We start from the raw sequence: 26,074 nt of genomic DNA, 5'->3' as shown, positions 1-26,074 counted from the left end.
CCCCGTAAGTCTTATTGCTGCGGGACTTCGATCGGCGATTGGCGCGGCGTTTCCGCTTCAGCCTTCTGCGCCGCTTCGAGGGCGTCGGCTTCAGCCTTGGCCCGTGCGTTGGCGGTCTGTTGCAACTGATCCAGCTGGGTCGGCGTGATCTGTTGCAGGCGCAGCATCATGCGCTGAACCAGTTCGCGACGGATTTCAGTCTTGGCGGTATTGGCTTCCTGATCGGAACCCACCAGGTTGTTGCCGTCGTGGATGAACACCTTCTGCACTTCAAGCTTGTCGCTCATCAGGCTCAGGTTGTTCTCGCCACGGATGTCGTAGCTCAGAACGGTGGTCACCTGGTACTCGCCAGTCCGACCGGCGCCGGCGTAGCTGAGGATGCGCTGGCCTTCCTGCTCGTCGGTCAACACCAGTTTGTACGGCGCACCGGTGTAGACGTTGACGCCGCTGCTCTGCAGCACCTGGCGCAGTTGGGTCACGGTTTCGCCGTAGGCATTGCGCGCGCTGACGTCGAGTTCCTTGATCGCCAGTTCGTTGGTGCCGGTACCGCGCAGCTGGAAACCGCAGGCGCTCAACAGGACCGCGAGGCCCATCACCAGCAGATTGCGTTTGATCATCTTGTTGCTCCCCTTGAAACCAGGTGGGCCGACCGTGCGGCCCGAAAGGTTTAACTCGGCGCCAGGCTCACCTGGCGCCTGATCCAATTAGCTGGCGACGATATTGACCAGTTTCCCGGGCACTACGATCACTTTACGAATAGTCAGGCCATCGACAAAACGCAGCACGTTTTCATTGGCCCGTGCGGCGGCTTCGACTTCTTCACGGCTGGCGCTGGCGGGCATTTCGATCTGGCCGCGCAGCTTGCCGTTGACTTGAATAACCAGTTGCAGGCTGTCCTGCACCAGCGCGCTCTCGTCCAGCACCGGCCAGCCTGCGTCGATCACCGGGTCGGCGTGACCCAGTTGATTCCACAGTTCATGGCTGATGTGCGGAGTGATTGGCGCCAGCAGCAGGACCACGGTTTCGAGGCCATGGTGAATCAGCGCGCGATCCTGTTCGGTGCCTTGCGGGGCTTTTTCCAGCACGTTCATCAGCGTCATCACCTGGGCGATGGCGGTGTTGAATTTGTGGTTCTGGCCAACGTCATGGCTCGCTTGCTTGATCGCCTGGTGAATCGAGCGACGAATGACTTTCTGCGCATCGTTCAGCGAAGCGACGTCGAGTCTGCCCGGCAGGCCCTGAGTCACGTGCGCCTGCGCCAGACGCCAGACGCGCTTGAGGAAGCGGTGCGAGCCTTCGACGCCGGAGTCGGACCATTCGGCGCTCATGTCGGGCGGCGAAGCGAACATCATGAACAGTCGGCAGGTGTCCGCGCCGAACTGGTCAATCATCGACTGCGGGTCAACGCCGTTGTTCTTCGACTTGGCCATTTTCTCGGTGCCACCGATTTCCACCGGCAGACCGTCGGCGATCAGCTTGGCGCTGACAACCTTGGCTTTGCTGTCGCGTTCGAGTTCGACGTCCGCCGGGTTGAACCAGGTGTAGGCACCATTGGCTTCGCGACGGTAATAAGTGTCGGCGATCACCATGCCTTGGGTCAGCAGGTTCTTGAACGGTTCGTCCGAGCTCACCAGGCCTTCGTCACGCATCAGCTTGTGGAAGAAGCGCGCGTACAGCAGGTGCAAAATTGCGTGTTCGATGCCGCCGATGTATTGATCGACCGGCAACCAATGATCGGCTGCGGATTTTTCCACCAGCCCGCCTTCATAGTGCGGCGAGGCGTAGCGAGCGTAGTACCACGAGGACTCGACGAAGGTGTCCATCGTGTCGGTTTCACGTTTGGCAGGCTGGCCGCATTTCGGGCAGCTGCACTCGTAGAACTCGGGCATGCGCGCCAGTGGCGAACCGGCGCCATCCGGCACCACGTCTTCCGGCAGTACGACAGGCAGTTGATCTTCCGGGACCGGCACATCACCGCAGGTTTCGCAGTGAATGATCGGGATCGGGCAGCCCCAATAGCGCTGGCGGCTGATGCCCCAGTCGCGCAAGCGGAACTGCGTGCGCGAGGCACCGAGGTTTTTCTTGATCAGCGCGACTTCCATCGCGTCGAAAGCGCCTTCGAAGTCGAGGCCGTCGAACTCGCCGGAATTGATCAGCGTGCCGTGCTCGCCGTAGGCGTCTTGCCACGGGGCAGGGTTGCTGTCGCCGGAGCTGGTGCGTACGACCGACTTGATCGGCAGGCTGTACTTGGTGGCGAACTCGAAATCACGTTCGTCGTGCGCCGGGACTGCCATCACTGCGCCGTCGCCGTAATGCATCAGCACGTAGTTGGCGACCCACACCGGCAACTTCTCGCCGGTCAGCGGGTGCTCGACGAACAGCGAGGTCGGCAGGCCTTTTTTCTCTTGAGTGGCGACGTCGGCTTCAGCGACGCTGCCGCCCTTGCATTCAGCGATGAACGCTTGCAGCTCAGGATTGTTCTGCGCGGCCAGGGTGGCCAGCGGGTGCTCGGCGGCGACCGCAACGTAAGTCGCGCCCATCAACGTGTCCGGGCGGGTGGTGAAGACTTTGAGAACGCCGCTTTCGCCGATCGAATCGACGTTGTACGGGAACTGCACTTCCATCCCGCGCGACTTGCCGATCCAGTTGCGCTGCATGGTCTTGACCTGTTCAGGCCAGCCCGGCAGATCGTCGAGGCTCGACAGCAGCTCATCCGCGTACGCGGTGATCTTGAAGTAGTACATCGGGATTTCGCGCTTTTCGATCAGCGCGCCGGAACGCCAGCCGCGACCGTCAATCACTTGTTCGTTGGCCAGGACGGTCTGGTCGACCGGGTCCCAGTTCACGGTGCCGCTCTTCTTGTAGATCACGCCTTTTTCGAACAGGCGAGTGAACAGCCATTGTTCCCAGCGGTAGTAATCCGGCTTGCAGGTGGTCACTTCACGCGACCAATCCACCGCCAGGCCCAGGCTGCGCAGCTGGGTTTTCATGTAGGCGATGTTTTCGTAGGTCCACTTGGCGGGCGCTACGTTGTTTTTCATCGCGGCGTTTTCCGCCGGCATGCCGAACGCGTCCCAACCCATTGGTTGCAGAACGTTTTTGCCGAGCATGCGCTGATAGCGGGAGATCACGTCGCCGATGGTGTAGTTGCGCACGTGCCCCATGTGTAGCTTGCCGCTGGGGTAAGGGAACATCGACAGGCAGTAGAAAGTCTCCTTGCCTGGCTGTTCACTGACTTCAAAGGACTTTTGCTCGTCCCAGAACGACTGGGCGGCGGCTTCGATTTCACGGGGCTGATATTGTTCGTGCATGGCTACTTTTGAACTGAATAGGGGTGGCCTAATCCTCTTCGATGCAATGCCGGACGCTGATCACGCCAAATCGGCGTTTCGCTGTCCAGGCGAGCTGGAAGTGGAGTTACAGGAAGCGCCGTAGCATACATGACCGCACTCTATCGAGGGAAACCCTGATTACAGGCACGCGCTCGCGCAAATCACGCCGCGAGGGCCGTTGGTCGCAGCGTTCAGCCGGTTTGTTGATGGAAGCTAAGCTCCTAATTGGGGAGTGAGTCATATCTTCAATGAGGTGAGGGATGGTTGAGTCACAACGTAAAGTTACAAAACCGGAGCTGTACGAAAGATTGATCGACCGTCTGGGGATGGCCCTGGACGCGGCGAAAACTGCTGATCGGTTGCGTGATGAACGTCCATTGGAGCTGGAGTTGCGTGGCCTGAGCCCCGCAGAGTTTGCACTGGTCAAAGCGTATCTGGACCGCAGTGAACGTGAGACACACGGATGCTTGTCTGAAGCAGTGAAGCAGCTCGACGCCCCACGTTCGGCCAAGATCATCTGGCTAAAGGACAAGGCACCCGGCAGGGACGCGGTAAAGGTCCGGTCGCTGCCATTCAAGCAAGGGCACTTGAAACCGTGACGTAGGGTTTTTTGCAGTTTAGTTCTGCACATCAGTTGTCGCGTTGCATCAACCCACTTAGGCTTCGGGCATCTTTTGGAGATGCTCGATGCCTTTTCGTTATTTCGTTAAACAACTTCTATTGCCGCCCGGCATTCTTCTGCTGTTGCTGGCGCTTGCGTGGTGGTTCCGCCGCTCGCGCCCGCGCTTGGCGGCGGTGTGCTTCACCTTGGGTTTTGGCGGTTTTTTGCTGATGAGTTTGCCGGTGGTGGTGCAATGGAGCGCCAAACTGCTGGAGCGCGAGCCGCCGCTGGCGCGCGAAGAGTGGGCGACGCTGGCGCAGCGTGCGGACGCGATCGTGGTGTTGGGTTCGGGGCGCGAGCGCGGCGACCTCGCGTGGGGCGCGGATCAACCGACCGGCGTTGGCCTGGAGCGCGAGCGATACGCAGCGCGGCTGGCGAAAGCTTCCGGTTTGCCAATCCTGACCACCGGCGGCCTGCATTACGGCACGCCGCCGAGTGAGGCGAAATTGATGGCGGATTCGCTGCTCGATGATTTCGGCGTGAGCGTGCGTTGGCAGGAAGAACGCAGCCGCACGACCTGGGAAAACGCGCAGTTCAGCGCACAGATATTGTTGCCGGCAGGGGTCAAGCGTGTGGTGGTGGTGACGCAGGCCTGGCACATGCCGCGCGCGGTCTGGAGTTTTGAGGCGGCGGGTTTTGAGGTGGTGGCGGCGCCAGTCGGATTCCTCGGAACGGACAACGCCCGGCCGCTGGGCGGCTGGATGCCGGAATTCAAATCGATCTGGCAGAGCGGGCAACTGCTCAATGAAGCGGTGGGGCAGGTCGGGTATTCAGTGTTTTATCGCTGAGCACTCGTGGCGAGGGGGCTTGCCCCCGTAGGAGCGCGAAGCGGCCCCGGCATTCTTTGAGTGACATTGCTCAAGAACGACTGCTTTGCAGCCGAACGGGGGCAAGCCACCTCGCCACCGTTGTGCGATCACTTAGACAGTTTTAGCCATCCGGTTCGCCACCAGCGCCCAGCCAAACAGCAGCACACAAACGATGATCAGCGGCCACGAGCGCCATTGCAGATAAGGCGTGAGGTTGTGCATCGGCACCACTTCGCCGTACAAAATCCCGCGTTCGAACTGCGGAATCTGCGTGGTGATCTGGCCGAACGGGTTGATCAGCGCCGTTACGCCATTATTGGTCGCGCGGATCATCCAGCGACCTGCTTCCAGCGCACGCATCTGCGCCATCTGCAAATGCTGCAACGGCCCGATCGAGCGGCCGAACCACGTGTCGTTGCTGATCGTCAGGAGCAAATCGCTGCGAGCGGCGAGGCTTGCGGCAAACTCCGGGTAAACCACTTCGTAACAAATGAACGGGGCGATCTGATAACCCTTGGCTTGCAGCATCGCCTGATCGGCCGGGCCGCGCGCGAAGTCCGACATCGGCAGATCGAAGAACGCGATCAAGCCGCGCAACACGTCCTGCAACGGCACGTATTCGCCAAACGGCACCAGTTTCTGCTTCAGGTACGTGCCATCGCCTTCGCCGACCACTGTAATACCGTTGAAGAAGCGCCGCTCGTGGCGCACTTCCTGACGAATCGGCACACCGGTAATCAGCGCCGTTTTACGCTCTGCGGCGAAGGTGCCCATCATGCTCAGGTAAGCCTCGGCGGACTCCTTGAGCACCGGCACCGCGGTTTCCGGCCAGATCAGCAGGTCGACGCGTTTGGCGCTGAAACTCATGTCGCGGTACAGCGCCAACTGCGAATTGAGCTGCGCCGGGTCCCACTTCATGCTTTGTTCGATATTGCCCTGAATCGCCGCGACACTCAGCGGCGCACCGGCCGGGCTGGTCCAGGCGTGTTCCTTGAGCGCGATACCGGCGATCCACGGCCCGACCAGCAGCAATACGCCGGCAGCAATAAAGCCTTTGCGCCCGGTGCGGAGCAGGCGCGGAGCATTCCACAGCAGCGCAGCCGTCAGCGCCAGCGCAAAGGAAATCAGCCACATGCCACCCAGCGGCGCCAGCCCGGCCAGCGGCCCGTCCAACTGACTGTAACCGGAATAGAGCCACGGGAAACCGGTGAGGAACCAGCCGCGAAACGCTTCCTGGCCGACCCACAACGCGGCGAACGCCAAGGCATCCGCCAGCGGCGCTTCGTTACGGCGCAACCAGCGCGCCCAGAGCCAGGCGGGCAGGGCGAAGAACCAGGCAATCGCGGCGGTGAAGATCAGCATCAGGAAACCGGCCAGCAGCACCGAAGCGCCGCCGAAATGGTGGATGCTGTAATAGATCCAACTGGTGCCGGCACCGAACAGGCCGAAACCGAAACACCAGCCACGGCCCAAGGCCTGACGCGGGCTCAGTTCACGCAAACCGGCATAGAAAAAACCGACCGCGAGCAACGCTAGCGGCCAGATATCGTACGGCGCCAACGCCAGGGTAGTGAGTGCACCGGCCACCACGGCCAGCAGGTTACCGGGCCAGCCGGGGCGGGTCAGACGATGCATTTCAATCCTTAGAGTTACCGGGCAATAGGTGTCAGGCGCAGCAGATGAATCCGACGGCTGTCAGCATTCAAAATACGGAAGCGATACGGGCCGATTTCAGTGATTTCGTTGCGTTTCGGCAAGTGCCCGAACGCGCTCATCACCAGGCCGCCCACCGTGTCGAACTCGTCATCGGAGAATTCGCTGTCGAAGAACTCGTTGAAGTTCTCGATCGGCGTCAGTGCCTTGATCAGGAAATCACCGCTGGGCAGTGGCTTGATGTAGCTGTCTTCTTCGACGTCGTGTTCGTCTTCGATGTCGCCGACGATCTGTTCCAGCACGTCTTCAATCGTCACCAGGCCGGCCACACCGCCGTATTCGTCGATGACGATGGCCATGTGATTGTGGTTGGCGCGGAATTCACGCAGCAGCACATTCAGGCGCTTGGACTCCGGCACGAAAGTGGCCGGGCGCAGCAGATCCTTGATGTTGAAGCTGTCGCCGTTTTCCTTGAGGATCAACGGCAGCAAGTCCTTGGCCAGCAACACGCCCATCACGTCATCGTGGCTTTCGCCGATCACCGGGTAGCGGGAGTGGGCCGAATCGACCACGGCGGGCAGGAACTCGCGAGGTGTCTGGGTCGCCTTGATGCTGATCATCTGCGAGCGCGGGACCATGATGTCCCGTACTTGCAGGTCAGCGACCTGGATGGCGCCTTCGACGATGGCCAGCGCTTCGCTGTCCAACAGTTTGTTCTGGTGTGCGTCGCGCAGCAGCTCCAGCAGCTCCTGGCGGTTCTTCGGCTCGTGGGCAAAAGCCTGGGTGAGCTTACCCAGCCATGACTTCTGCCCGTTGCTCGATCGATCTTCGCTCATAGCGATTACTCTGAATCCTTTGTTGTAACGATAGGGGGGGTGTCGGTTTCGTCGTCGGCGTAAGGGTCGGGATAGCCCAACTCGGCAAGCAACGTTCGTTCCAGTGCTTCCATTTCCTCGGCTTCCTCGTCATCTATATGGTCGTAACCAAGCAGATGCAAGCAGCCGTGAATGACCAGATGCGCCCAGTGCGCTTTTAGTTCCTTGCCTTGTTCCGCCGCTTCGCGCTCGACCACTGCCACGCAGATCACCAGATCGCCGAGCAGCGGAATGTCGAGAAACTCATCGGGCACATCGGCCGGGAACGACAACACATTGGTCGCGTAGTCTTTCTGCCGCCACGTCGAATTGAGCTCGCGCGCCTCTTCTTCATCGACCAGGCGAATGGTCATTTCCGAATCCGCCGTGCGCTGGCGCAGCGCCAGTTCGCACCATTGGCGGAACTCGGCTTCGCTGGGCGCAGGCGCTTCGGTGGCCAGTTGCAGATCAAGCTCAAGCATCGTGGCGTTTGTCCTTCGGCGCTTGATCGTCGAGGCGATTCTCGAAGCGCTCGTAGGCTTCGACGATGCGCTGGACCAATGGATGGCGCACGACGTCTTTGGGCATGAAGTGGGTGAAGCTGATGCCCGGCACGTCTTTGAGCACTTCGATCACATGGTGCAGCCCGGACTTGGTGCCTTTCGGCAGGTCGACCTGGGTAATGTCACCGGTGATCACGGCCGTGGAGCCGAAGCCGATCCGGGTCAGGAACATTTTCATTTGCTCGACGGTGGTGTTCTGGCTCTCGTCGAGAATGATGAAACTGTTGTTCAGCGTGCGACCGCGCATGTAGGCCAGCGGCGCGACTTCGATGACCTGACGCTCGATCAGCTTGGCCACGTATTCGAAGCCGAGCATTTCGTAGAGTGCGTCGTAGAGCGGGCGCAGGTACGGGTCGATCTTCTGCGACAGATCGCCGGGCAGGAAACCGAGCTTTTCGCCGGCCTCAACCGCCGGACGCACCAGCAGGATGCGGCGGATCTGCTCGCGTTCCAGCGCATCCACCGCGCAGGCAACGGCCAGATAGGTCTTGCCGGTACCGGCGGGGCCGATGCCGAAATTGATGTCGTTACCGAGGATTTCCTTCACGTAGCGCAGCTGATTCAAGCCGCGAGGGCGAATCATGCCTTTTTTGGTGCGCAGCGCGACGGACGGTTCGGCGGGGGAGATGTTGTCCATTTCCTCGACGGCCGATTCCTGCAGGAACAGGTGAACCATATCCGGCGACAGCTCGGTACCTTTGGTTTCCCGGTACAAGCGGCGAATCAGATTTTCCGCGGAAGTGGTGTGCTTGGGGTCGCCGATCAGCTCGAACTGGTTTCCGCGATTGCGGATCTCGATGGTCAGGCGCTGTTCGATCAAGCGCAAATGCTCGTCGAATTGCCCGCACAGATTGGCGAAGCGGCGAGCCTCAAAGGGCTCGAGAATAAAACGATGTGGTTCGATGGGTGCGTTCAAGGTCGTATTTAGCCGCCCTGGGGCAATTAGGATGAAATCAAGGATAACGCCAGAGGGCTGGGTGCGAAAGCTCTTAAATAAGATGCTGATTTTTGCCCTCAACCTGTGGCGAGGGGGCTTGCCCCCGTTGGATCGCGAAGCGGTCCCAAATAATTTGCGACTGCTTCGCAGCCGAACGGGGGCAAGCCCCCTCGCCACAGTGGCCCGCGCCCACAGGTAATGGTGGTGATTATTGGATCAACGAGCCCCGCAGCGAGTGCGGTTGCGCGGCGTCGATGTGCACATCGGCGAACTGGCCGATCAATGTCGGGTTGTCGCAGCGGAAGTTGACGATGCGGTTATTCTCGGTCCGCCCCTGCAGCTCGCCCGGGTCTTTTTTCGAATAATCGGTGACCAGAATGCGCTGAGTCGACCCGACCATTTGTCGGCTGATCTCGAAACCCTGCTGGTTCAAGCGATGTTGCAGCGCGTTCAAGCGTTCCTTTTTCAACGCTTCCGGCGTTTCGTCGGCCAAGTCAGCTGCGGGTGTGCCCGGGCGCTGGCTATAAACGAAGGAATAGGAGAAGTCGAAACCGACGTCTTCGATCAGCTTCATGGTCTGCTCAAAGTCTTTCTCGGTTTCGCCGGGGAACCCGACGATGAAGTCCGAACTGATGCAAATCCCCGGCACGGCGGCGCGCAGTTTGCGCAGTTTCGACTTGTATTCGAGCGCAGTGTGGTTGCGCTTCATCGCCGACAGAATGCGGTCCGAACCCGATTGCACCGGCAAATGCAGGTGTTTCACCAGTTCCGGGACGTCGGCGTGCGCCTGAATCAGGCTGTCGGAAAACTCCAGCGGGTGCGAGGTGGTGTAGCGAATCCGGTCGATGCCATCGACGGCGGCGACGACGCGGATCAGCTCGGCGAGGTCCGCCAGGCGCCCGTCGTGGGTGGTCCCGCGATAGCCGTTGACGTTCTGCCCGAGCAGGGTCACTTCGCGCACACCGTTTTCGGCGAGGTGAATGATCTCGGCAATCACGTCGTCGAATGGCCGGCTGACTTCTTCGCCACGCGTGTAAGGCACTACGCAGAACGTGCAGTATTTGCTGCAGCCTTCCATCACCGACACATAAGCGCTCGGGCCGTCGATACGCGGCTCGGGCAAATGGTCGAACTTTTCGATTTCCGGGAACGAGACGTCGACTTGCGGCAGCTTGGTGGCGCGCGCGGCGTCGATCATTTCCGGCAGGCGATGCAGGGTTTGCGGGCCGAAAACCACGTCGACGTACGGTGCGCGGTCGCGGATCGCCGCGCCTTCCTGGCTGGCCACGCAACCGCCGACGGCGATCACCATGTCCGGGTTGGCCAGTTTCAGTTCGCGCCAGCGGCCTAGCTGCGAGTAAACCCGATCCTGGGCGCGCTCGCGGATGGAGCAGGTGTTGAGCAGGATCACGTCGGCATCTTCAGCGCGAGCGGTGACTTCCAGGGCCTGATGTTCGCCCAGCAGATCGACCATGCGCGAGCTGTCGTACTCGTTCATCTGGCAACCGTGGGTTTCGATGTAAAGCTTCTTGGCCATGGAAAGAGTCATCACGTGATTCAAAGAACCGCGCATTATAGGGAACATGTCCCAAGGTTCCTACCGCTGTGCGTCCGGTGGCTATGCTATAGTTCGCGCCCTCATTTTTATCCCCGATGTGTTGCCCGCCCACCATGACCAAACGTGAAGCCCCAATCTATAAGGTGATTTTCCTCAACCAGGGCCAGGTGTACGAAATGTATGCCAAGCAGATCTATCAAAGTGATCTGTGGGGTTTTCTGGAAGTGGAAGAGTTCGTCTTTGGCGAGCGCACACAAGTGGTCGTCGACCCGAGCGAAGAAAAACTCAAGGCTCAGTTCGAAGGCGTGGTGCGCAGTTTTGTGCCGATGCATTCGATTGTGCGCATCGATGAAGTCGAGCGCCTCGGCACGCCGAAAATCAGCGAAGCCCGCGGTGCAGTCGGCAACGTCATGCCGTTCCCGATGCCGATGCCTGAGAAGTAGAAGCGAGTTGATTGGCTAGCGGAGCTTGTTGTGGCGAGGGGGCTTGCCCCCGTCGGGTTGCGAAGCAGCCCTGAAATCATCCAACGCTACCCTTCAGACACACCGCGTTTGCTGACATTACGACTGCTACGCAGCCGAACGGGGGCATGCCCCCTCGCCACAAATGCCCTCGCGGCAGTCAAGGCAATGGCGAAAACGGCGTTCGCCCATCCGCGCTTTGCAATTCCATCAGGTATTTACGGAAGATTTGCCCCAGCACTTGCGTGGCAACTTCCAGATCTTCGCGGGGCATTTTCTCGGCGACTTCGTCAGCCGTGTCCAGCGCATCTTCGGCGCCATTGACCGCCGCCATTTTCAGCACGATGTACGCCTGAACGTTATTGGCCGGTACGCCTTCGCCGTGGAAAAACATGCTGCCGAGTTTGTATTGCGCCTGGGCGTGACCTTGCAGCGAGGCCTTTTCGAAAAATTTCAGCGCTTTATCGAGGTCACGCGGCGCATTTTGGCCGTCGTAGTAGAACTCACCCAACTCGTATTGTGCTTGCGCATCCCCTTCATCCGCCGCTTTCTGGCAGGCGGCAAGCGCTTGCGTCAGGTCTTGCGGCTGAGTATTGAGGGTGCAGCGACCCATCGCTGGGATCAACAACGAGTTGCCGCCTGCTTGTGCGTGCGCGAGCAGGGGCTGAAGGAGCAACAGGCAGCCCAATGCAAGGGTGCGGCCGGTGCGGTTCATGGGAATCGACTTACCTCTGAAGGGCGCGCGGACCCATCGAGGGATCCAATAAGCGCGCATTATGAAATAAGCAGGGCCAACCTTACAAAGTCTTTACTCGTTTTTCTGCTGCGTGGGGAATATATCGTCCAGTTTGTGGAAGATTATCGGCACACGCACAGGAAAAGACCGGCAAATGTAGGTAAATGCTGACGCTGGCAATCGCCAACGTCAGCGGCACAGCTTTATTTCAATGCGGCGAAGGCGCGTTCGGCAGCGTCCAGCGTCAGTTGCAACTCGGTTTCGCCGTGGGCAATCGAGGTGAAACCGGCTTCGAACGCACTCGGCGCCAGGTACACGCCACCTTCCAGCATCAAGTGGAAGAAGCGTTTGAACAGATTGGCGTCGCTGGACATCACGTCCTCGAAGGTCACGATGTCGTCGGCGCCGCTGAAGTACAGACCGAACATGCCACCCGCTTGCGTGGTCACGAACGGAATACCCGCGGCATCGGCGCGTTGCTGCAGGCCATCGAGCAGGCGACTGGTGTAGTCGGTCAGCTCGTCATGGAAACCCGGACGGCTGATCAGGCGCAGCGTGGTCAGGCCAGCGGCCATCGCCAGCGGGTTACCCGACAAGGTGCCGGCCTGATAGACCGGGCCCAGCGGCGCAATGTGCGACATGATTTCGCGTTTGCCGCCGAAACAGCCGACCGGCATCCCGCCGCCAATGATTTTGCCGAACGTGCTCAGGTCTGGCTTCACGCCGAAATGCGCCTGGGCGCCGCCAAGAGCGACACGGAAACCGGTCATCACTTCGTCGAAAATCAGCACCACGCCGTGCTTGTCGCACAGAGTCCGCAAACCTTCGAGGAAACCTGGCGCCGGCGGCACGCAGTTCATGTTGCCAGCGACGGGCTCGACGATGATGCACGCCACGTCCTGGCCCACTTCGCCGAGCATGGTTTCGACCGCGTCGATGTCGTTGAACGGCAGGGTCAGCGTGTGTTTGGCGAAGTCCGCCGGCACACCTGCGGAGCTCGGTACGCCCTGGGTCAGCAGGCCCGAACCGGCCTTGACCAGCAGGCTGTCGGAGTGGCCGTGGTAGCAGCCTTCGAATTTGATGATGGCGTCGCGGCCGGTGAAACCACGGGCCAGCCTAATTGCGCTCATGGTCGCTTCGGTGCCGGAGCTGACCATGCGTACCATTTCCATCGACGGCACGATCGAGCAGACCAGGTCGGCCATCTCGGTTTCCATCGCCGTCGGCGCGCCGTAGGACAAGCCGTGTTCCAGTTGTTTGCGCACCGCGTCCAGCACGTCCGGATGGCTGTGGCCGAGGATCATCGGGCCCCACGAGCCGACGTAATCGACATAACGCTTGTCGTCTTCGTCGGTGACGTAGGCGCCTTCAGCGTGTTTGAAAAACAGCGGCGTGCCACCCACGCTCTTGAACGCGCGGACCGGCGAGTTGACGCCACCGGGGATGTGTTTCTGGGCATTGGCAAACAGCGTTTCGGAACGAGACATGTTGGGCTCTCTAATCAGAATTTTTAAGCTACTTAATGCAAAGCAGTTCGTTGAAGGCGCGGGCGCGGCGGGTCACTTCAGCCGTGCTCTCGGCGCCAAACAGGCCATGCACCACCGCCAGCAGATCGACGCCGTGGGCCACCAGCGGCGCGGCATTGTCGAGGGTGATGCCGCCGATCGCGCAGATCGGCAGGTGCAGTTTGCTGCGCGCCTGGTCGAGCAAGTCGAGGCTGCAGGTCGGCGCGCCGGGTTTGGTATTGGAATTGAAAAAGCGCCCGAACGCGACATAACTGGCGCCTTCTTTGGCCGCTTGCTCGGCGAGTTCGAGTTGCGCGTGGCACGTCGAGCCAATGATCGCCAGGCGACCGAGCAAGGCGCGTGCCGGCGTCAGCGGGCCGTCGGTCTGGCCCAGGTGCACGCCGACGTTAAGGCGCGCGGCGAGTTCGGCGTCGTCGTTGATGATCAATGTTGTCTTGTAGCGATCACACAACTCGCGCAGCGCTTCGGCCTCACGCAAGCGGCGGGCGTCATCGCTGCTTTTGTCGCGATATTGCAGCAGGGTGACGCCGCCTTCCAGCGCCGCCTCGACGTAGGACAGGAATTTACCGGCCAGCAACTGGCTGTCGGTAATGGCGTACAGGCCACGTAGTTTCATCGGGCAAGCCTCTGCGCTTTACGCATCAAAGTGTCGAACAAGCTGTTTCGAACGCATTGGCGAACCAGCGTTATGAACAGAAATCCAGCGGCAAGCGGCGCGGCACGAACTGGCCTTTGCCCAGTTGCTCGGCATCGCGCAGGGTCCGCCACGTGTAGTTAAGCGCGGTCTGCACGGCGCTGGCGAGGTTTTCACCCTGGGCCAGACGACCGGCCAACGCGCTGGCCAAGGTGCAACCGGAACCGTGATAACTGCCGGGCAAACGCTGGCAGGTGAAGGTTTCGCGGCGACCGTCGCGGCTGTACAGGCGATTGTGGATTTCCAGCTCATCGCCATGGCCGCCGGTGATCAGCAGGTGTTTGACGAACGGCAGGAGTTTTTCCGCGCACTCGTCGGCGGTGCCTTCAGGCAGTTCGGCGAGGATCCGCGCTTCGGGCAGGTTGGGCGTGGCAATGATCGACAGCGGCAGCAGGCGTTCGCGCATGGCGTAGCCGACCTCGTCCTTGCCCAGGCGTCCGCCGCCACCGGCCCGCAGCACCGGGTCGCAGACCACTGGCAAATGCGGATGCGCCGAGAGCAGCTCGACCACGGTGTCGACCATGGCCAGCGAACCGAGCATGCCCAGTTTCACTGCCGCGACTTCGGAGTCGTTGAGCACGGCATTGGCCTGAGCCAACACCCACTCGCGGTCGAGGACGCGGAAGTCAGTGACGTTGACCGTGTCTTGCACAGTCAGCGCAGTGACGGCCGGGGCCGCATGACAACCCTGAGCGAGCAGGGCTTCGATATCTGCCTGCAAGCCGGCGCCACCACTTGGGTCGTGGCCGGAGAGACAGAGGACAACGGGGCGAGAGCTGTAGATATTCATGGTGCGCGAGCTTACCACCAGACGACCAGCGAGTCATGAGCGCCCAGTAGCAACGGCAAAGCACCCCGTAGCAGCTGCCGAGGCACGAGGCTGCGTTCGGCTGCGCAGCAGTCGTCAAACCTGAGCACGCGGTCTTCCTGATACACCGCATCGCCTGATTTCACGACTGCTTCGCAGCCGAACGCAGCCTCGTACCTCGGCAGCTGCTACATACCCAAGCGAACTCCGGGCGGCATGCCGACGGCTCTATCTCAATGCATAGCGCTGGAACGCCCGTGCTAGAGCCCTTGTAGGAAAAATTTCAATGGTGCTCAATGGCCATCAACGGCTATGCTAGAGTGGATCCAAACTAATAACAGGTATTACCGGTTTTACGTCTACTCAAAAGGAATGGGGGGGCTTCCTGACAGGACCGGACAGGCCACGCTGGGGCTTAAATGCGCTATTTGCTGATGTTGCTGTTGTGCTTGCCCCTCCTGGCGAGTGCCGTTGAATTTGATGAGTTCACCCAGAGCCTGCCCCTGGGTCGGGACATGCAGGTGTTCGAGGACGCGGACGGTCAGGCGACCATTGCCGATGTTCGCGCGCAAGACGCTGCCGGAAACTTCAAACCCCACGACAAAGCCACGCTCAACGCCGGTTATTCGCGTTCGGTGTTCTGGCTGAAAATCGACCTGCTTTATCGTCCGACCAACCCCGAGGCGCGCCGCACCTGGTTGCTCGAACTGGCGTATCCGCCGCTCGATCATCTCGACCTGTACCTGCCCGATGCCGCCGGCGACTATCAGCTCAGCCGCCGCACCGGCGATGCGCTGCCGTTCGACAGCCGCGAAATTCGCCAGAACAACTACCTGTTCAATCTGAACTTCAAACCCGAACAGGCGCGCACCGTTTACCTGCGCCTGCAAAGCCAAGGTTCGATCCAGGCGCCGGTGACTTTATGGTCGAGCACCGCATACCTCGAAGAACAGCCGGTGCGCCTCTATGTGCTCGGGCTGATCTATGGCGTGCTGCTGGGGATGGTGGTTTACAACCTGTTCATCTTCCTCAGCGTGCGCGACACCAGTTACCTCTATTACATCTTCTATATCGCCTCGTTCGGCTTGTATCAGCTGTCAGTGAACGGCGCGGCAGTCGAGTATTTCTGGCCGAACAACCCGTGGTGGGCCAACGCCGCGACGCCGTTTTTCATTGGTTGCGCGGGGCTGTTCGGCAGCCAGTTTGCTCGCAGCTTCCTGCAAACCGCCCAGCACAGTCGCTGGCTCGATCGTTTGTTGCTGGGGCTGATCGCGTTTGGCGCGGTAGTGGTCGGGTTGTCGCTGATGACCAGTTATGCGCTGGCGCTGCGGTTGGCGACGACCCTGGCGTTGCTGTTTACCGTGGTGATTTTCGCCGCCGGTATTCTGGTCTGGCTGCGCGGCTTGCGGGTGGCGCGGTATTTCATCATTGCCTGGTCGGCGTTTTTGCTCGGCGGCATCGTCAATACGCTGATGGTCCTGGGTTACCTGCCGAACGTGTTCCTGACCATGTACGCCAGCCAGATCGGCTCGGCCATTGAAGTGGCGCTGCTGTCGCTGGCGCTGGCCGACCGCATCAACGCCATGCGCGAGCAACAGGCGCAAACGCTGTTCGATGCCGGGCAAAAGCTTGAAGTGCTCAACCAGCAACTGGCGCGCAGCAACAAGCTCAAAGACGAATTCCTCGCCACCCTGACCCACGAATTGCGCACGCCAATGAATGGCGTGATCGGTTCGCTGGAGTTGATGCAAACCGTCGAGATGGACCCGGAACTGGAGCAATACCAGCAAACCGCCGCCGGTTCGGCGCGGGACATGATGCGCATGGTCAACGGCATTCTCACGCTCACCGAATTGCAGGCCGGCAAGCTCAAGGCGTCTGCGGCGACTTTCAGTTTGCGCGGTGTGGTCGAAGCCTTGCGCGTGCAGTTCGACGGCAATGCCTCGGGCAAATCCCTCGATCTGAAAGTCGATGTCACGCCCGGGCTGCCGGATCGTTTGATCGGCGACAGCAGCAAACTCGCGCAATGCCTCGAATGCCTGCTCGACAACGCAATCAAGTTCACCCGCGTCGGCGGCGTTGCGCTGCGGGTCAGCGGCAAACCGCTGGAAACCGGGCGGATGGCGCTGTCCTTCGCGGTGATCGACACCGGCATCGGTTTCACCGATCTGGGCGAGGCGACTCTGTATCAGCGCTTCTTCCAGCTCGACGGTTCGATGACTCGCGAATATGGCGGCCTCGGCGTGGGCCTGGCGATTTGTCGGCAACTGGTCGAATTGCTTGGCGGCCGACTGACCCATCGTTCCGAGCCGGGCAGCGGCAGCCGTTTTCAACTGGATATAGAAGTCGAATTGCCCGTGGTCGAATCCGCGCCGGCACCGTACATGAGCCGCGATTTGCCGCGTTCGCGGTTGCCGCAGGACTGCACGGTGTTGCTGGTCGATGACAGCGGCATCAATCAACTGGTCATGCGCGGCATGCTGCTGAAACTCGGCTTTCGCGTGCGTACCGCTGACAGCGCCGCGACTGCGTTGCAGCTATTGGAACGCGAGCGCTTCGACGCGGTGCTGCTCGATTGCCAGTTGCCGGCGCAGAACGGCGCGTCGTTGTGCTGCCAGATTCGCGGTGTGCCGGGTTGTGCCGACTTGCCGGTGTTCATGCTTGCCCCGAGTGTTGACCGCGAACAGTGCCCGAGCGGCGCGCTGATTGATTTCCTGAACAAACCGCTGAAATTCGAAGACCTGCAAGCCGCGCTGCATCGCCGCGTGCTGTGCAGCGAGGCAGGGTGAAAGCGCCGACAGTTCGGCGCTTATGACACTTTGATCAGCCGAGGGGCGGTGCTTAACTGGCCCTCTGGCTGACCCAAGGAACCCCGTCATGAACCTGCATCAGTTCGCCGAAACCCACGAAGTCACCAACCAGCCACCGTCGCTGGACGGCAGCAACCTCTATCGCATCGACCTGCCGTTGCAGGAGTGGTCGCGACGGTTTGGCGCCGGTTGGGCCGAGTCGCGGATTGACGCCTATGGCGCGCTGGCCGGCGGGCCGCTGATGGAAGCCGGGTTCCTCGCCAATCAGAACAAACCAGTGTTCGTCAGCCATGACCGTTATGGCCATCGCATCGATCTGGTGGAATTTCACCCGGCGTATCACCAGTTGATGCGCACGGCGGTCGAGCACGGTTTGACCTCGTTGCCATGGACCCAGCCGCAGCCCGGCGCGCATGTCGCCCGCGCGTCCATGACTTATCTGCACAGTCAGGCCGAGGCAGGCAGCGGTTGTCCGCTGACCATGACATTTGCCAGCGTCCCGGCCATGCGCCTGCAACCGGACCTCGCCGAGCACTGGTTGCCGAAGATTCTCGCCACCGAGTACGACCCGCGTAACGTCGGCATGGCGCACAAGGCCGGCGTCACTATCGGCATGGCGATGACCGAAAAACAGGGCGGCACCGACGTCCGCGCCAACACCACCAAAGCCTTTCCGGTGGGCGCTGCCGGGCCGGGTCAGGCTTATGAACTGGTGGGGCACAAGTGGTTCTGCTCGGCGCCGATGTGCGATGCGTTTCTGACGTTGGCCCAGACCGACAAAGGCCTGACCTGCTTCCTGCTTCCGCGCCATCGCCCGGACGACACGCGCAATCAGTTCTACATCCAGCGTCTGAAAAACAAGCTCGGCAATTGCTCGAACGCGTCCAGCGAAGTCGAATTTCGCGGCGCGCTGGCATGGATGGTCGGCGAAGAAGGGCGCGGCGTACCGACGATTATCGAAATGGTCGCGATGACGCGCTTCGATTGCATGGTCGGCTCCAGCGCTTTGATGCGTCAGGCGCTGACCCAGGCCAGCCATCACTGCGCGCACCGCAGCGTCGGCGGCAAGTTGCTCAGCGAACAACCATTGATGCAAAACGTGCTGGCCGACCTCGCGCTGGAAAGCGAAGCCGCGCTGGCATTGAGCTTGCGCATGGGCCAGGCTCTGGATCATCTGGACGACAGCCACGAAGCCAAATTCGCCCGACTGGTGACGGCGGTGGGCAAATACTGGATCTGCAAACGCGCGCCGGGAATGATCAACGAAGCCGCCGAATGCATGGGCGGCGCCGGTTATGTCGAAGAAAGCATCTTGCCGCGCCTGTACCGTGAGGCGCCGGTCAATTCGACGTGGGAAGGTTCCGGCAACGTGCAATGCCTCGACGTGCTGCGCGCCTTGTCGAAAGAGCCGGGCGTGCTTGATGTGCTGTTCAGTGAACTCGGCGATGGCCACGGCGACAAGCGTCTGGCCGCGCATATCAGCCAATTGCACAGCGCGTTCAAGGACACCAGCGACATCCAGTACCGCGCCCGGCAATTGACCGAAGACATTGCCCTCGGTTTGCAGGCAAAGCTGCTGCTGGAAGCGGGGAACGCGGCGGTCAGCGATGGGTTTATCGCCAGCCGCCTCGGCTCGGCGGGGCGCGTGTATGGCGCGTTGCCGCGCGGGCTGGATGTCGAAGCGCTCGTCGCGCGCTCAACCCCACCTCTCTAAACAACACAAATCCCCTGTAGGAGTGAGCCTGCTCGCGATAGCGGTAAGACAGTCGACAACAAAGTCGCCTGTTACACCGTCATCGCGAGCAAGCTCGCTCCCACAGGGGCTTGTGCTGAAGGGGACTGCGCTGATTGCGGCGATTTGTATCAACACGTCACTGTTCCCGTCCGCCGACGATGCAGGCAAGATGAACGCCTGCAAGTCAGAACACAGGAAGCTGATCGTGACCGAAGCGTTTATTGTTGTTCAAACCGCCGAACAAGCCGTCGACCGGCTCGCCGTCCTGCATGAGCAGGCAACCTCTGCGCTGAATCAGGCGCTCAAGCGTTACCTCAAGGACCGTATCGAACCCGACGCCGAACAGCGTGCGATGTTTCGTTATCCCGAATTGCGCCTGACCTACCTGTGCCAGGGCGAAGTCCCACAAACCACTCGCGCCTACGCCAAAGTGCAGTTGCCCGGCACTTACAGCGTCACCGTGACCCATCCGGCGGCGTTTCGTAAGTACCTGCTGGAGCAACTGGTGCCGTTGATGCACGACTTCACCGTCACGGTCGAAGTCGGCGTCAGCCAGCAAAACATTCCGTATCCGTACGTGGTCGAGCAGGGCGATGAGCTGGCCGGTTCCGGCGTCACCGCTGCGGTGCTGGCGCGGGTGTTCCCGAGTACCGACCTGTCCGCCGCCACCGATGGCATCGCCGATGGCCTCTACGATTGGGAAAACACCGATCCGCTGCCGCTGGCGCTGTTCGATGCGGCACGTGTGGATTTCTCCCTGCGCCGACTGGTGCACTACACCGGCAGCGACTGGCGTCATGTGCAGCCGTGGATTCTGTTGACCAACTACCACCGTTACGTCGACCAGTTCATCGTCCACGGTCTGGAGCAGTTGCGCAGCGATCCGCGTTTTGTGCGCATGGTGTTGCCGGGCAACGTGATCATCGAAAAAACCATGGACCATGGCGAGGCGTCGGCGATTGCTGCCGGCGTGGTCTGGCACCGTTACCAGATGCCGGCCTATCACCTGATCGCCAACGATGGCCACGGCGTGACGCTGGTGAACATCGGCGTCGGCCCGTCCAACGCCAAGAACATCACCGATCACCTGGCCGTGCTGCGCCCGCATTGCTGGCTGATGATCGGCCACTGCGGCGGCCTGCGGCAGTCGCAGACCATTGGCGACTACGTGCTGGCCCACGCCTACATGCGCCGCGACGGGATTCTCGACCGTGTGGTGCCGCCGAACATCCCGATCCCGGCGCTGGCCGAAGTGCAAATGGCCTTGCAACAAGCAGCGGCCAACGTCACCGGCGAGAAGGGCGACGAGCTGAAGAAACGCCTGCGCACCGGCACTGTGCTGACCTACGACGACCGCAACTGGGAACTGCGCTGGGCCCAGGAACGGCCGTTGATCAACCTGTCCCGCGCGGTTGCCGTGGACATGGAAAGCGGCACCATCGCCGCCCAGGGTTATCGTTTGCGCGTGCCTTACGGCACCTTGTTGTGCGTTTCCGATAAACCGCTGCACAGTGAAATCAAACTGCCGGGTTCGGCCAACGCTTTCTATGAACGCGCGGTCAGCCAGCACTTGAAGATCGGCATCGAAGCGGTGGACCTGTTGCGCACCGAGCTCAACTCCCTGCACTCGCGCAAACTGCGCAGCTTCGACGAGCCGCCGTTCCGCTAACGGTTGGTCATGGTCATTTGGCGGTCGGGGCACTAGCATTAGCAGCCCTGACCGTTAGATGTTCCTTTTGCCATGTCCCGTCCTCAACGTCCCGTTTCCCGCCGCCCTGGCGCGAATACTCCGCAATCTGCCGCGCGCCGTGTTGCTAAAGCGCCGCCGGCCGAGCCGAAGCTGATCCTGTTCAACAAACCGTTTGATGTGCTGACGCAATTCAGCGACGGCGAAGGGCGGGCGACGCTCAAGGATTACATCGAGATTCCGGGGATTTACCCGGCCGGGCGCCTGGACCGTGACAGCGAAGGCTTGCTGTTGCTGACCAATGACGGACAACTGCAGGCGCGCATCGCTGACCCGAAACACAAACTGGCCAAGACCTATTGGGTGCAAGTGGAAGGCGAGCCGAGCGCCGAGCAGTTGCAGCGCTTGCGTGATGGCGTCGAGCTGAACGATGGCATGACCTTGCCCGCCGAGGCACGGCAGCTTGAAGAACCTGAGCTGTGGCCGCGCAACCCGCCAGTGCGTTTTCGCAAAAGCGTGCCGACCAGTTGGCTGGAACTGGTGATTCGTGAGGGGCGCAATCGGCAGGTGCGGCGCATGACGGCGGCGGTGGGTTTGCCGACGTTGCGTCTGGTGCGGGTCAAAATCGGCGACTGGTCGATCGATGGGCTCGATCAGGGCCAGTGGAAGGATGTGCCGGCGCGCTTATGACGAGCCGTTTTCTATGTAGGCGATAACCACGCTTTTGATGATGAACGCGAGAATCCCCAGGCCCAGCACGAAGAACAGAATGAACGTGCCGAACTTGCCGGCCTTGGACTTTTTCGCCAGATCCCAGACGATGAAACCCATGAAACCGATCAGGATGGTGACCAGGCCGGTCATCATCCACTCTTCGAATAGTGCAGGATCCATCGAACATCTCCAGCGCGGGCAGGGCTAAAAGGGCGGGGGCGAGTATACGCCATGCGCTGATCGCGGGGCATTGACCTGCGTCGGGAAGCTGATCGTTCCCATGCAGAGCTTGGGAACGATCAACGGGGGCAAGCCCCCTCGCCACGATTAACTGCGCAGATGGGTCAGCGGCAATTCGGTGCTGTTCAACACCTGATTCAACACAAAACTCGAGCGAACGCTGGTCACGCCTTCAATCCGGGTCAAATGCCCCAATAGCAGTTTCTGATAGTGATCCATGTCCGGCACCACCACTTTCAACTGGTAATCGGCATCCATTCCCGTCACCAAACTGCATTCCAGCACTTGTGGCAAGGTGCGGATCGCCGCTTCGAAGTTCTCGAAACGCTCGGGCGTGTGCCGGTCCATGCCGATCAACACGTACGCCGTGAGGCTCAGGCCGAGCATCTTGCGGTCCAGCAGCGCGACCTGACGCGAGATGTAACCGTCGTCCTCCAGCTGTTTAACGCGGCGCGAGCAGGGTGAAGGCGACAGGCCGATGCGTTCGGCCAGCTCCTGGTTGGAAATGCGCGCGTCACGCTGCAATTCCGCCAAAATGCTCAGGTCGTATCGGTCGAGTTTGCTCATCAATCAGTCCTTTGTCGTAACTATTGCGGCGGATTATCTATCCAGGGTTAAAAATTGCGCAAGTGATGTTTAATTCAGCAATCTTCGCAATCCTGTGCCAGCGCCTCGAGCCTATTCTTAACACCAGAATCACTGCTCGGACAAACAGTCCACAGCGGCTCGCCCAATCAGGCCAGCTGCGGCCGCCAGCCCCCACCGGGGATGCGCCGGCCCCCGAGCTACACACTGTCCAGAAGACGGCGTGAGGTGAGCCAACGTCAAAAGCGTTGAGCACGGACGAAGTTCTCAAAGGGAGGCCGACGGGTCTCCCTTTTCTTTTGCCCGCGATTTATTGCAGGACGTTGAGCCAATCAGCGCTCAATAAATAAGTTGCGTGACTGATAACCTGTTGCAGAACGAGCCTGTGCTTTCCCAGTCTTACGTACAGGTCCTAACCCGCAGTGAGGAAGAGCATGAAGTCGCGCATCTGGCGTTTGGCCGGTGTTGGTTTGCTGTGTGTAAGTGTCAGCGCGCAAACGCTCGCCGATGACCCGCAAAGTCGCGGCCCGCAGGGTGGACAGCGCGGGCCGGAGCAGCAGGGTAACAATCAGGGCCGTGGTGGTGAGCAGCAGAATCAGCCGCGACCGCAGAATAACCAGATTATTCGTGGCGACAACAGCCGCCAGTTCGAGCACGACGGTCAGAACCAGAACCACGATCATAACCAGAACAGCCAATGGCAGAACCGTGGCCCACGGGATGCCAATACGCAAGTTCGCCCGGCGCCGCCACCGCCGCAGCTGCCGGCCAACAGCCTGCCGATCCAGCCCCGGCCCGACGCCGTGCGCCAGACCCAGGAACCGCGCCGTGGTTACTATCAGGACATCCCGCGGCGCAACGATAACAACCAGCATTGGCAGGCTGGCGGCCCTGGTTCACGTCCCGACGATTATCGTTGGGTAGGTCGCCCGACTGGCCACGGCAACGGTTGGGGACCGGGCCCGCAGTATCGCCCCGGACAGATGGTCGACCGCTTCCCGGACCGCGATTTCCGCGTGCCGTACCGTGGCCAGGATTACTACTATTCCGGCGGCTACTGGTATCGCCCGCAAGGTCCGCGTTATGTGGTGGTGCAGCCGCCGCGCGGGATTCGCGTGCAATACATGCCCGATTACGCGCGCGAAGTGTGGGTCGGTGGCGCGCTGCTGTTCCTTGCCGCCGGTTCGTATTACGCCTACCAGCAAAGCACTCAGGATTACGTGGTGGTCGAGCCGCCGGTCGGCGTTGCGCCGCAGCAACCGACCAGCACTGGGATCGACGTGACGGCGTACCCGGCCAATGGCCAGTCGCCGCAGCAAGTCGCCCAGGACGGTTACGAGTGCTCGCAATACGCGACGCAGCAAAGTGGCTTCAACCCGCAAACCGCCACGTATCAGCCTGATCCATCGGTGGTGCAGGCCTATCGACAGGCGCAGGGCAACTGCCTGGCCAGTCGCGGTTATCAGGTGACGTTCTGAGCCTTGGCGGCCAACACCACTTCCTGCGGGTCGGCGTGCACCAGCACTTCGGCTCGCGGGTAAGCGGCATGAATCGCCTCGGCGGCTTGATCGCTGATGCCGTGGGCGACTGACAGCGTCAGTTCCCCCGGCAACTCCAGATGCAACTGCACAAACCAGTGATTACCGGAAATCCGTGTGCGCAGGTCATGCGCGCCCAACACGCCGGGCACCGCGCAGGCCAATTCGAGCATGTGCTGGCTGACGTCCGTCGGCAGCTCCTCGTCCATCAGCACGGCAAAACTTTCCCGGGCGATCTGCACCGCGCTCCAGAGAATGTACGCGGCAATCCCCAGACCAAACCACGCATCCAGTTGGTTGAAACCAAACCCGGCGAGCACCAGCGCCAGCAAAATGCTGCCGTTGAGCATCAGGTCGGAACGGTAATGCAGCGAGTCGGCGCGCACGGCGTTGGAGCCAGTGGCCTTGATCACCCGATGCTGCAACATCAGCAACGCCACGGTCAGCGCCAGGGAGAAAACAATCACGCCGATGCTCACCCACGGCGCGCCGACCGGCTCCGGATGTTGCAAGCGATCAAACGCGTGAAACGCGATCAACACCGCACTGCCACCGATGAACAACGCCTGCGCCATGCCCGACAACGATTCAGCCTTGCCGTGGCCGTAACGGTGATCGTCATCCGCCGGGCGCAAGGCGTAATGCACCGCGAGCAAATTGAGCAACGAGGCGATGCCGTCGAGCGCCGAGTCGGTCAGCCCGGCGAGCATGCTCACCGAGCCGCTCAACCACCAGGCAATGGCTTTGGCAACAATCAACGTGCAAGCCACCGCCACTGAGGCGCGGGTCGCCAATCGCAGCAGGCGAGCGTGTTCGAGGCTGGTGGTCATAGCTGCGGCATGTCCTTTAAGTGCGCAAATCAGGCGGCAGGTTGCAGGCCGAACATCGCCAGTTGCTGCGTGCTGCCCTTGTGCTGAATCAGGCGTGGGTCGTCGAGCGGGAAGCTGCGGCCCAGTTCGGTTTCAAGAATGGTCTGCAACTTGCGGTTATCCACCTGACCGTCCGGGCCGATGGCTTCCTTGAGTTTTTCCGGCGCCACTTGCGCAGTCTTGCCTGGCTCGAAATAAATCGCGCCAGTGGCAAAGTCCACGGCAAACGCAATCAGCCCGGGAATCACATAAAACAGCAGGCCGACGGCATCGAGCACGGCAATCGCCGGGTCGATCTTGCCGTCGATCTGGCCACGCCGGTCAGGATAGAAAATCGATCCGCAAGCGGTGACTTGGGTCAGCAAGGTCGCGACCAGCACACCGCCGATCAGGCGAAAAGGAATACGCATGGAAAAAATCTCCTGAGTCATCTGGAAACGAAGCGTCGTCGATACGAATTAGGACCGCAACGAACACTTGGCAGTTCGCCGTTATACTCGCGGCGGCAGGGCGTGCCCACAGTAAATTGCGCCCGCGTCTCACCCCTAGTGCAATCGCTGAGGATTGAAGTTGTTTTTTTCAGATCGACAACGTGTAAAGGCCAATGAATTTTTTTGCGGTTCGGCCCTTCGGGCTGAAATTGCGACTCGCAATTTACTGTGGGCACGCCCTGTGGAGCCAGCATGAATTCTCTGCCGATTGATGAAGTTTTACCCGCGCTGCGTGAAGCCTTGGCGACGCGCCACGAAGCGGTGCTCGAAGCGCCGCCCGGTGCCGGTAAAACCACGCGCGTGCCGTTGGCCTTGTTGCATGAGCCGTGGCTTGCCGGGCAGACCATCCTGATGCTTGAACCACGGCGGCTGGCGGCGCGGGCGGCGGCGGAGCGCTTGGCCAGTGAGCTCGGCGAGAAGGTCGGCGAAACCGTCGGTTATCGCATTCGGCTGGACAGCAAAGTCGGGCCGAACACGCGCATCGAAGTGGTCACCGAAGGCATTCTCACCCGGCGTTTGCAGGATGATCCGGCACTGGATGGCGTCGGTTTGCTGATCTTCGATGAATTTCACGAACGCAGCCTCGACGCCGATCTGGCGCTGGCTCTGAGCCTGAATGGCCGCGAACTGTTTCGTGACGACCAGCCGCTGAAAATCCTGCTGATGTCAGCGACGCTGGAAGGCGAGCGCCTCGCCGGGTTGCTCGACGGTGCGCCGATCCTGCGCAGCGAAGGCCGGATGTACCCGGTGGCGATGCGCTGGGGCCGGCCGTTTCAGCCCGGTGAATTCATCGAACCACGTTTGGTCCAGACC

Annotated in this window: 23 protein-coding genes and 1 pseudogene; 9 read left to right on the top strand and 15 right to left on the bottom strand. The window is 60.8% G+C overall.

Annotated features, from left to right (window positions below; genetic code table 11):
* Positions 1-11: 11 nt before the first annotated feature.
* Together lptE and leuS are read right to left on the bottom strand one after the other, a co-directional pair.
* Complete coding sequence (gene lptE / locus BI292_RS19545; protein ID WP_092277647.1) at positions 12-617, bottom strand: LPS assembly lipoprotein LptE; 606 nt, start codon at positions 615-617, stop codon at positions 12-14.
* A gap of 87 nt (positions 618-704) precedes the next feature.
* Positions 705-3,311 carry a leucine--tRNA ligase gene (leuS, locus tag BI292_RS19540; RefSeq protein ID WP_101208841.1) on the bottom strand — a complete coding sequence of 869 codons (2,607 nt, stop codon included), beginning with the start codon at positions 3,309-3,311 and terminating at the stop codon, positions 705-707.
* Positions 3,312-3,592: 281 nt separating this feature from the next.
* Here leuS and BI292_RS19535 point away from each other — a divergent pair, with 281 nt between their 5' ends.
* Both BI292_RS19535 and BI292_RS19530 read left to right on the top strand, forming a co-directional pair.
* On the top strand, positions 3,593-3,931 hold the full coding sequence (locus BI292_RS19535; protein ID WP_092277651.1) for a hypothetical protein: 339 nt from the start codon (positions 3,593-3,595) through the stop codon (positions 3,929-3,931).
* Between the two features lie 88 nt (positions 3,932-4,019).
* On the top strand, positions 4,020-4,781 hold the full coding sequence (locus BI292_RS19530; RefSeq protein ID WP_101208840.1) for a YdcF family protein: 762 nt from the start codon (positions 4,020-4,022) through the stop codon (positions 4,779-4,781).
* A gap of 132 nt (positions 4,782-4,913) precedes the next feature.
* Here BI292_RS19530 and lnt read toward each other — a convergent pair whose 3' ends face one another.
* The 5 genes from lnt to miaB all read right to left on the bottom strand — a co-directional run bounded on the left by lnt (position 4,914) and on the right by miaB (position 10,346).
* On the bottom strand, positions 4,914-6,437 hold the full coding sequence (gene lnt, locus BI292_RS19525) for an apolipoprotein N-acyltransferase (RefSeq protein WP_101208839.1): 1,524 nt from the start codon (positions 6,435-6,437) through the stop codon (positions 4,914-4,916).
* A 14-nt stretch (positions 6,438-6,451) separates the two neighbouring features.
* Positions 6,452-7,291, bottom strand: a complete 840-nt coding sequence (locus BI292_RS19520) for an HlyC/CorC family transporter (protein WP_045062079.1) — start codon at positions 7,289-7,291, stop codon at positions 6,452-6,454.
* Positions 7,292-7,296: 5 nt separating this feature from the next.
* Positions 7,297-7,791, bottom strand: coding sequence for an rRNA maturation RNase YbeY (gene ybeY, locus BI292_RS19515; RefSeq protein WP_092277657.1), 495 nt, complete (start codon positions 7,789-7,791; stop codon positions 7,297-7,299).
* On the bottom strand, positions 7,784-8,788 hold the full coding sequence (locus BI292_RS19510) for a PhoH family protein (protein ID WP_101208838.1): 1,005 nt from the start codon (positions 8,786-8,788) through the stop codon (positions 7,784-7,786). Before BI292_RS19510 ends, ybeY begins: the two co-directional genes overlap by 8 nt.
* 229 nt (positions 8,789-9,017) lie before the next feature.
* Positions 9,018-10,346, bottom strand: a complete 1,329-nt coding sequence (miaB, locus tag BI292_RS19505) for a tRNA (N6-isopentenyl adenosine(37)-C2)-methylthiotransferase MiaB (protein ID WP_167370432.1) — start codon at positions 10,344-10,346, stop codon at positions 9,018-9,020.
* Positions 10,347-10,480: 134 nt separating this feature from the next.
* Here miaB and BI292_RS19500 point away from each other — a divergent pair, with 134 nt between their 5' ends.
* Positions 10,481-10,810, top strand: a complete 330-nt coding sequence (locus BI292_RS19500; protein WP_007894425.1) for a DUF1820 family protein — start codon at positions 10,481-10,483, stop codon at positions 10,808-10,810.
* A 178-nt stretch (positions 10,811-10,988) separates the two neighbouring features.
* On the opposite strand, the gene BI292_RS19495 is transcribed toward BI292_RS19500, so the two are convergent.
* From BI292_RS19495 to BI292_RS19480, 4 genes are all read right to left on the bottom strand, one after another.
* A complete protein-coding gene (locus BI292_RS19495) occupies positions 10,989-11,543 on the bottom strand; it encodes a tetratricopeptide repeat protein (protein WP_092277663.1) in 555 nt (184 codons plus the stop codon).
* Between the two features lie 224 nt (positions 11,544-11,767).
* Complete coding sequence (hemL, locus tag BI292_RS19490) at positions 11,768-13,051, bottom strand: glutamate-1-semialdehyde 2,1-aminomutase (protein ID WP_101208837.1); 1,284 nt, start codon at positions 13,049-13,051, stop codon at positions 11,768-11,770.
* A gap of 28 nt (positions 13,052-13,079) precedes the next feature.
* A complete protein-coding gene (thiE, locus tag BI292_RS19485; protein ID WP_101208836.1) occupies positions 13,080-13,706 on the bottom strand; it encodes a thiamine phosphate synthase in 627 nt (208 codons plus the stop codon).
* Between the two features lie 70 nt (positions 13,707-13,776).
* On the bottom strand, positions 13,777-14,574 hold the full coding sequence (locus BI292_RS19480; RefSeq protein ID WP_101208835.1) for a hydroxymethylpyrimidine/phosphomethylpyrimidine kinase: 798 nt from the start codon (positions 14,572-14,574) through the stop codon (positions 13,777-13,779).
* 437 nt (positions 14,575-15,011) lie between these two features.
* Between BI292_RS19480 and BI292_RS19475 the strand changes: the two are divergent.
* From BI292_RS19475 to BI292_RS19455, 4 genes and pseudogenes are all read left to right on the top strand, one after another.
* Positions 15,012-17,415, top strand: a pseudogene (locus BI292_RS19475) (7TM diverse intracellular signaling domain-containing protein).
* Between the two features lie 54 nt (positions 17,416-17,469).
* Positions 17,470-19,116 carry an acyl-CoA dehydrogenase family protein gene (locus BI292_RS19470; protein WP_101208833.1) on the top strand — a complete coding sequence of 549 codons (1,647 nt, stop codon included), beginning with the start codon at positions 17,470-17,472 and terminating at the stop codon, positions 19,114-19,116.
* 190 nt (positions 19,117-19,306) lie between these two features.
* Positions 19,307-20,806: an AMP nucleosidase gene (amn, locus tag BI292_RS19460; RefSeq protein ID WP_167370433.1), complete on the top strand. Its 1,500-nt coding sequence runs from the start codon at positions 19,307-19,309 to the stop codon at positions 20,804-20,806.
* 72 nt (positions 20,807-20,878) lie between these two features.
* Positions 20,879-21,514: a pseudouridine synthase gene (locus BI292_RS19455; protein ID WP_101208831.1), complete on the top strand. Its 636-nt coding sequence runs from the start codon at positions 20,879-20,881 to the stop codon at positions 21,512-21,514.
* Here the strand turns inward: BI292_RS19455 and BI292_RS19450 are convergent.
* A complete protein-coding gene (locus tag BI292_RS19450) occupies positions 21,509-21,718 on the bottom strand; it encodes a DUF2788 domain-containing protein (RefSeq protein ID WP_092277677.1) in 210 nt (69 codons plus the stop codon). The two genes, BI292_RS19455 and BI292_RS19450, sit on opposite strands and share 6 nt — an antisense overlap.
* Before the next feature lie 147 nt (positions 21,719-21,865).
* Positions 21,866-22,345, bottom strand: a complete 480-nt coding sequence (locus tag BI292_RS19445; RefSeq protein WP_007937367.1) for an Lrp/AsnC family transcriptional regulator — start codon at positions 22,343-22,345, stop codon at positions 21,866-21,868.
* A gap of 452 nt (positions 22,346-22,797) precedes the next feature.
* Between BI292_RS19445 and BI292_RS19440 the strand changes: the two genes are divergently transcribed.
* Positions 22,798-23,841: a DUF6515 family protein gene (locus tag BI292_RS19440; protein WP_101208830.1), complete on the top strand. Its 1,044-nt coding sequence runs from the start codon at positions 22,798-22,800 to the stop codon at positions 23,839-23,841.
* Here the strand turns inward: BI292_RS19440 and BI292_RS19435 are convergent.
* Both BI292_RS19435 and BI292_RS19430 read right to left on the bottom strand, forming a co-directional pair.
* Positions 23,826-24,731, bottom strand: a complete 906-nt coding sequence (locus BI292_RS19435; RefSeq protein WP_092277681.1) for a cation diffusion facilitator family transporter — start codon at positions 24,729-24,731, stop codon at positions 23,826-23,828. The two genes, BI292_RS19440 and BI292_RS19435, sit on opposite strands and share 16 nt — an antisense overlap.
* Before the next feature lie 29 nt (positions 24,732-24,760).
* Positions 24,761-25,180 (bottom strand): polyribonucleotide nucleotidyltransferase, encoded by a 420-nt coding sequence (locus BI292_RS19430; protein WP_092277683.1) that lies wholly within the window; start codon positions 25,178-25,180, stop codon positions 24,761-24,763.
* A gap of 273 nt (positions 25,181-25,453) precedes the next feature.
* Between BI292_RS19430 and BI292_RS19425 the strand changes: the two genes are divergently transcribed.
* On the top strand, positions 25,454-26,074 hold a 621-nt coding region (locus BI292_RS19425; protein ID WP_157831283.1), incomplete at its 3' end, for a DEAD/DEAH box helicase.

Origin of the sequence: Pseudomonas sp. 43NM1, from assembly GCF_002836905.1 — a bacterium.
GTDB classification, from domain to species: Bacteria; Pseudomonadota; Gammaproteobacteria; order Pseudomonadales; family Pseudomonadaceae; genus Aquipseudomonas; species Aquipseudomonas prosekii.
This window is presented reverse-complemented; position numbering and strand designations above follow the sequence as displayed.

What these genes read in the sequence shown, in the direction of transcription:
- lptE (WP_092277647.1), bottom strand. Translation starts at nt 617, where the DNA reads ATGATCAAACGCAATCTGCTGGTGATGGGCCTCGCGGTCCTGTTGAGC.
- leuS (WP_101208841.1), bottom strand. Translation starts at nt 3,311, where the DNA reads ATGCACGAACAATATCAGCCCCGTGAAATCGAAGCCGCCGCCCAGTCG.
- BI292_RS19535 (WP_092277651.1), top strand. Translation starts at nt 3,593, where the DNA reads ATGGTTGAGTCACAACGTAAAGTTACAAAACCGGAGCTGTACGAAAGA.
- BI292_RS19530 (WP_101208840.1), top strand. Translation starts at nt 4,020, where the DNA reads ATGCCTTTTCGTTATTTCGTTAAACAACTTCTATTGCCGCCCGGCATT.
- lnt (WP_101208839.1), bottom strand. Translation starts at nt 6,437, where the DNA reads ATGCATCGTCTGACCCGCCCCGGCTGGCCCGGTAACCTGCTGGCCGTG.
- BI292_RS19520 (WP_045062079.1), bottom strand. Translation starts at nt 7,291, where the DNA reads ATGAGCGAAGATCGATCGAGCAACGGGCAGAAGTCATGGCTGGGTAAG.
- ybeY (WP_092277657.1), bottom strand. Translation starts at nt 7,791, where the DNA reads ATGCTTGAGCTTGATCTGCAACTGGCCACCGAAGCGCCTGCGCCCAGC.
- miaB (WP_167370432.1), bottom strand. Translation starts at nt 10,346, where the DNA reads ATGGCCAAGAAGCTTTACATCGAAACCCACGGTTGCCAGATGAACGAG.
- BI292_RS19500 (WP_007894425.1), top strand. Translation starts at nt 10,481, where the DNA reads ATGACCAAACGTGAAGCCCCAATCTATAAGGTGATTTTCCTCAACCAG.
- BI292_RS19495 (WP_092277663.1), bottom strand. Translation starts at nt 11,543, where the DNA reads ATGAACCGCACCGGCCGCACCCTTGCATTGGGCTGCCTGTTGCTCCTT.
- hemL (WP_101208837.1), bottom strand. Translation starts at nt 13,051, where the DNA reads ATGTCTCGTTCCGAAACGCTGTTTGCCAATGCCCAGAAACACATCCCC.
- thiE (WP_101208836.1), bottom strand. Translation starts at nt 13,706, where the DNA reads ATGAAACTACGTGGCCTGTACGCCATTACCGACAGCCAGTTGCTGGCC.
- BI292_RS19480 (WP_101208835.1), bottom strand. Translation starts at nt 14,574, where the DNA reads ATGAATATCTACAGCTCTCGCCCCGTTGTCCTCTGTCTCTCCGGCCAC.
- BI292_RS19470 (WP_101208833.1), top strand. Translation starts at nt 17,470, where the DNA reads ATGAACCTGCATCAGTTCGCCGAAACCCACGAAGTCACCAACCAGCCA.
- amn (WP_167370433.1), top strand. Translation starts at nt 19,307, where the DNA reads ATGAACGCCTGCAAGTCAGAACACAGGAAGCTGATCGTGACCGAAGCG.
- BI292_RS19455 (WP_101208831.1), top strand. Translation starts at nt 20,879, where the DNA reads ATGTCCCGTCCTCAACGTCCCGTTTCCCGCCGCCCTGGCGCGAATACT.
- BI292_RS19450 (WP_092277677.1), bottom strand. Translation starts at nt 21,718, where the DNA reads ATGGATCCTGCACTATTCGAAGAGTGGATGATGACCGGCCTGGTCACC.
- BI292_RS19445 (WP_007937367.1), bottom strand. Translation starts at nt 22,345, where the DNA reads ATGAGCAAACTCGACCGATACGACCTGAGCATTTTGGCGGAATTGCAG.
- BI292_RS19440 (WP_101208830.1), top strand. Translation starts at nt 22,798, where the DNA reads ATGAAGTCGCGCATCTGGCGTTTGGCCGGTGTTGGTTTGCTGTGTGTA.
- BI292_RS19435 (WP_092277681.1), bottom strand. Translation starts at nt 24,731, where the DNA reads ATGACCACCAGCCTCGAACACGCTCGCCTGCTGCGATTGGCGACCCGC.
- BI292_RS19430 (WP_092277683.1), bottom strand. Translation starts at nt 25,180, where the DNA reads ATGCGTATTCCTTTTCGCCTGATCGGCGGTGTGCTGGTCGCGACCTTG.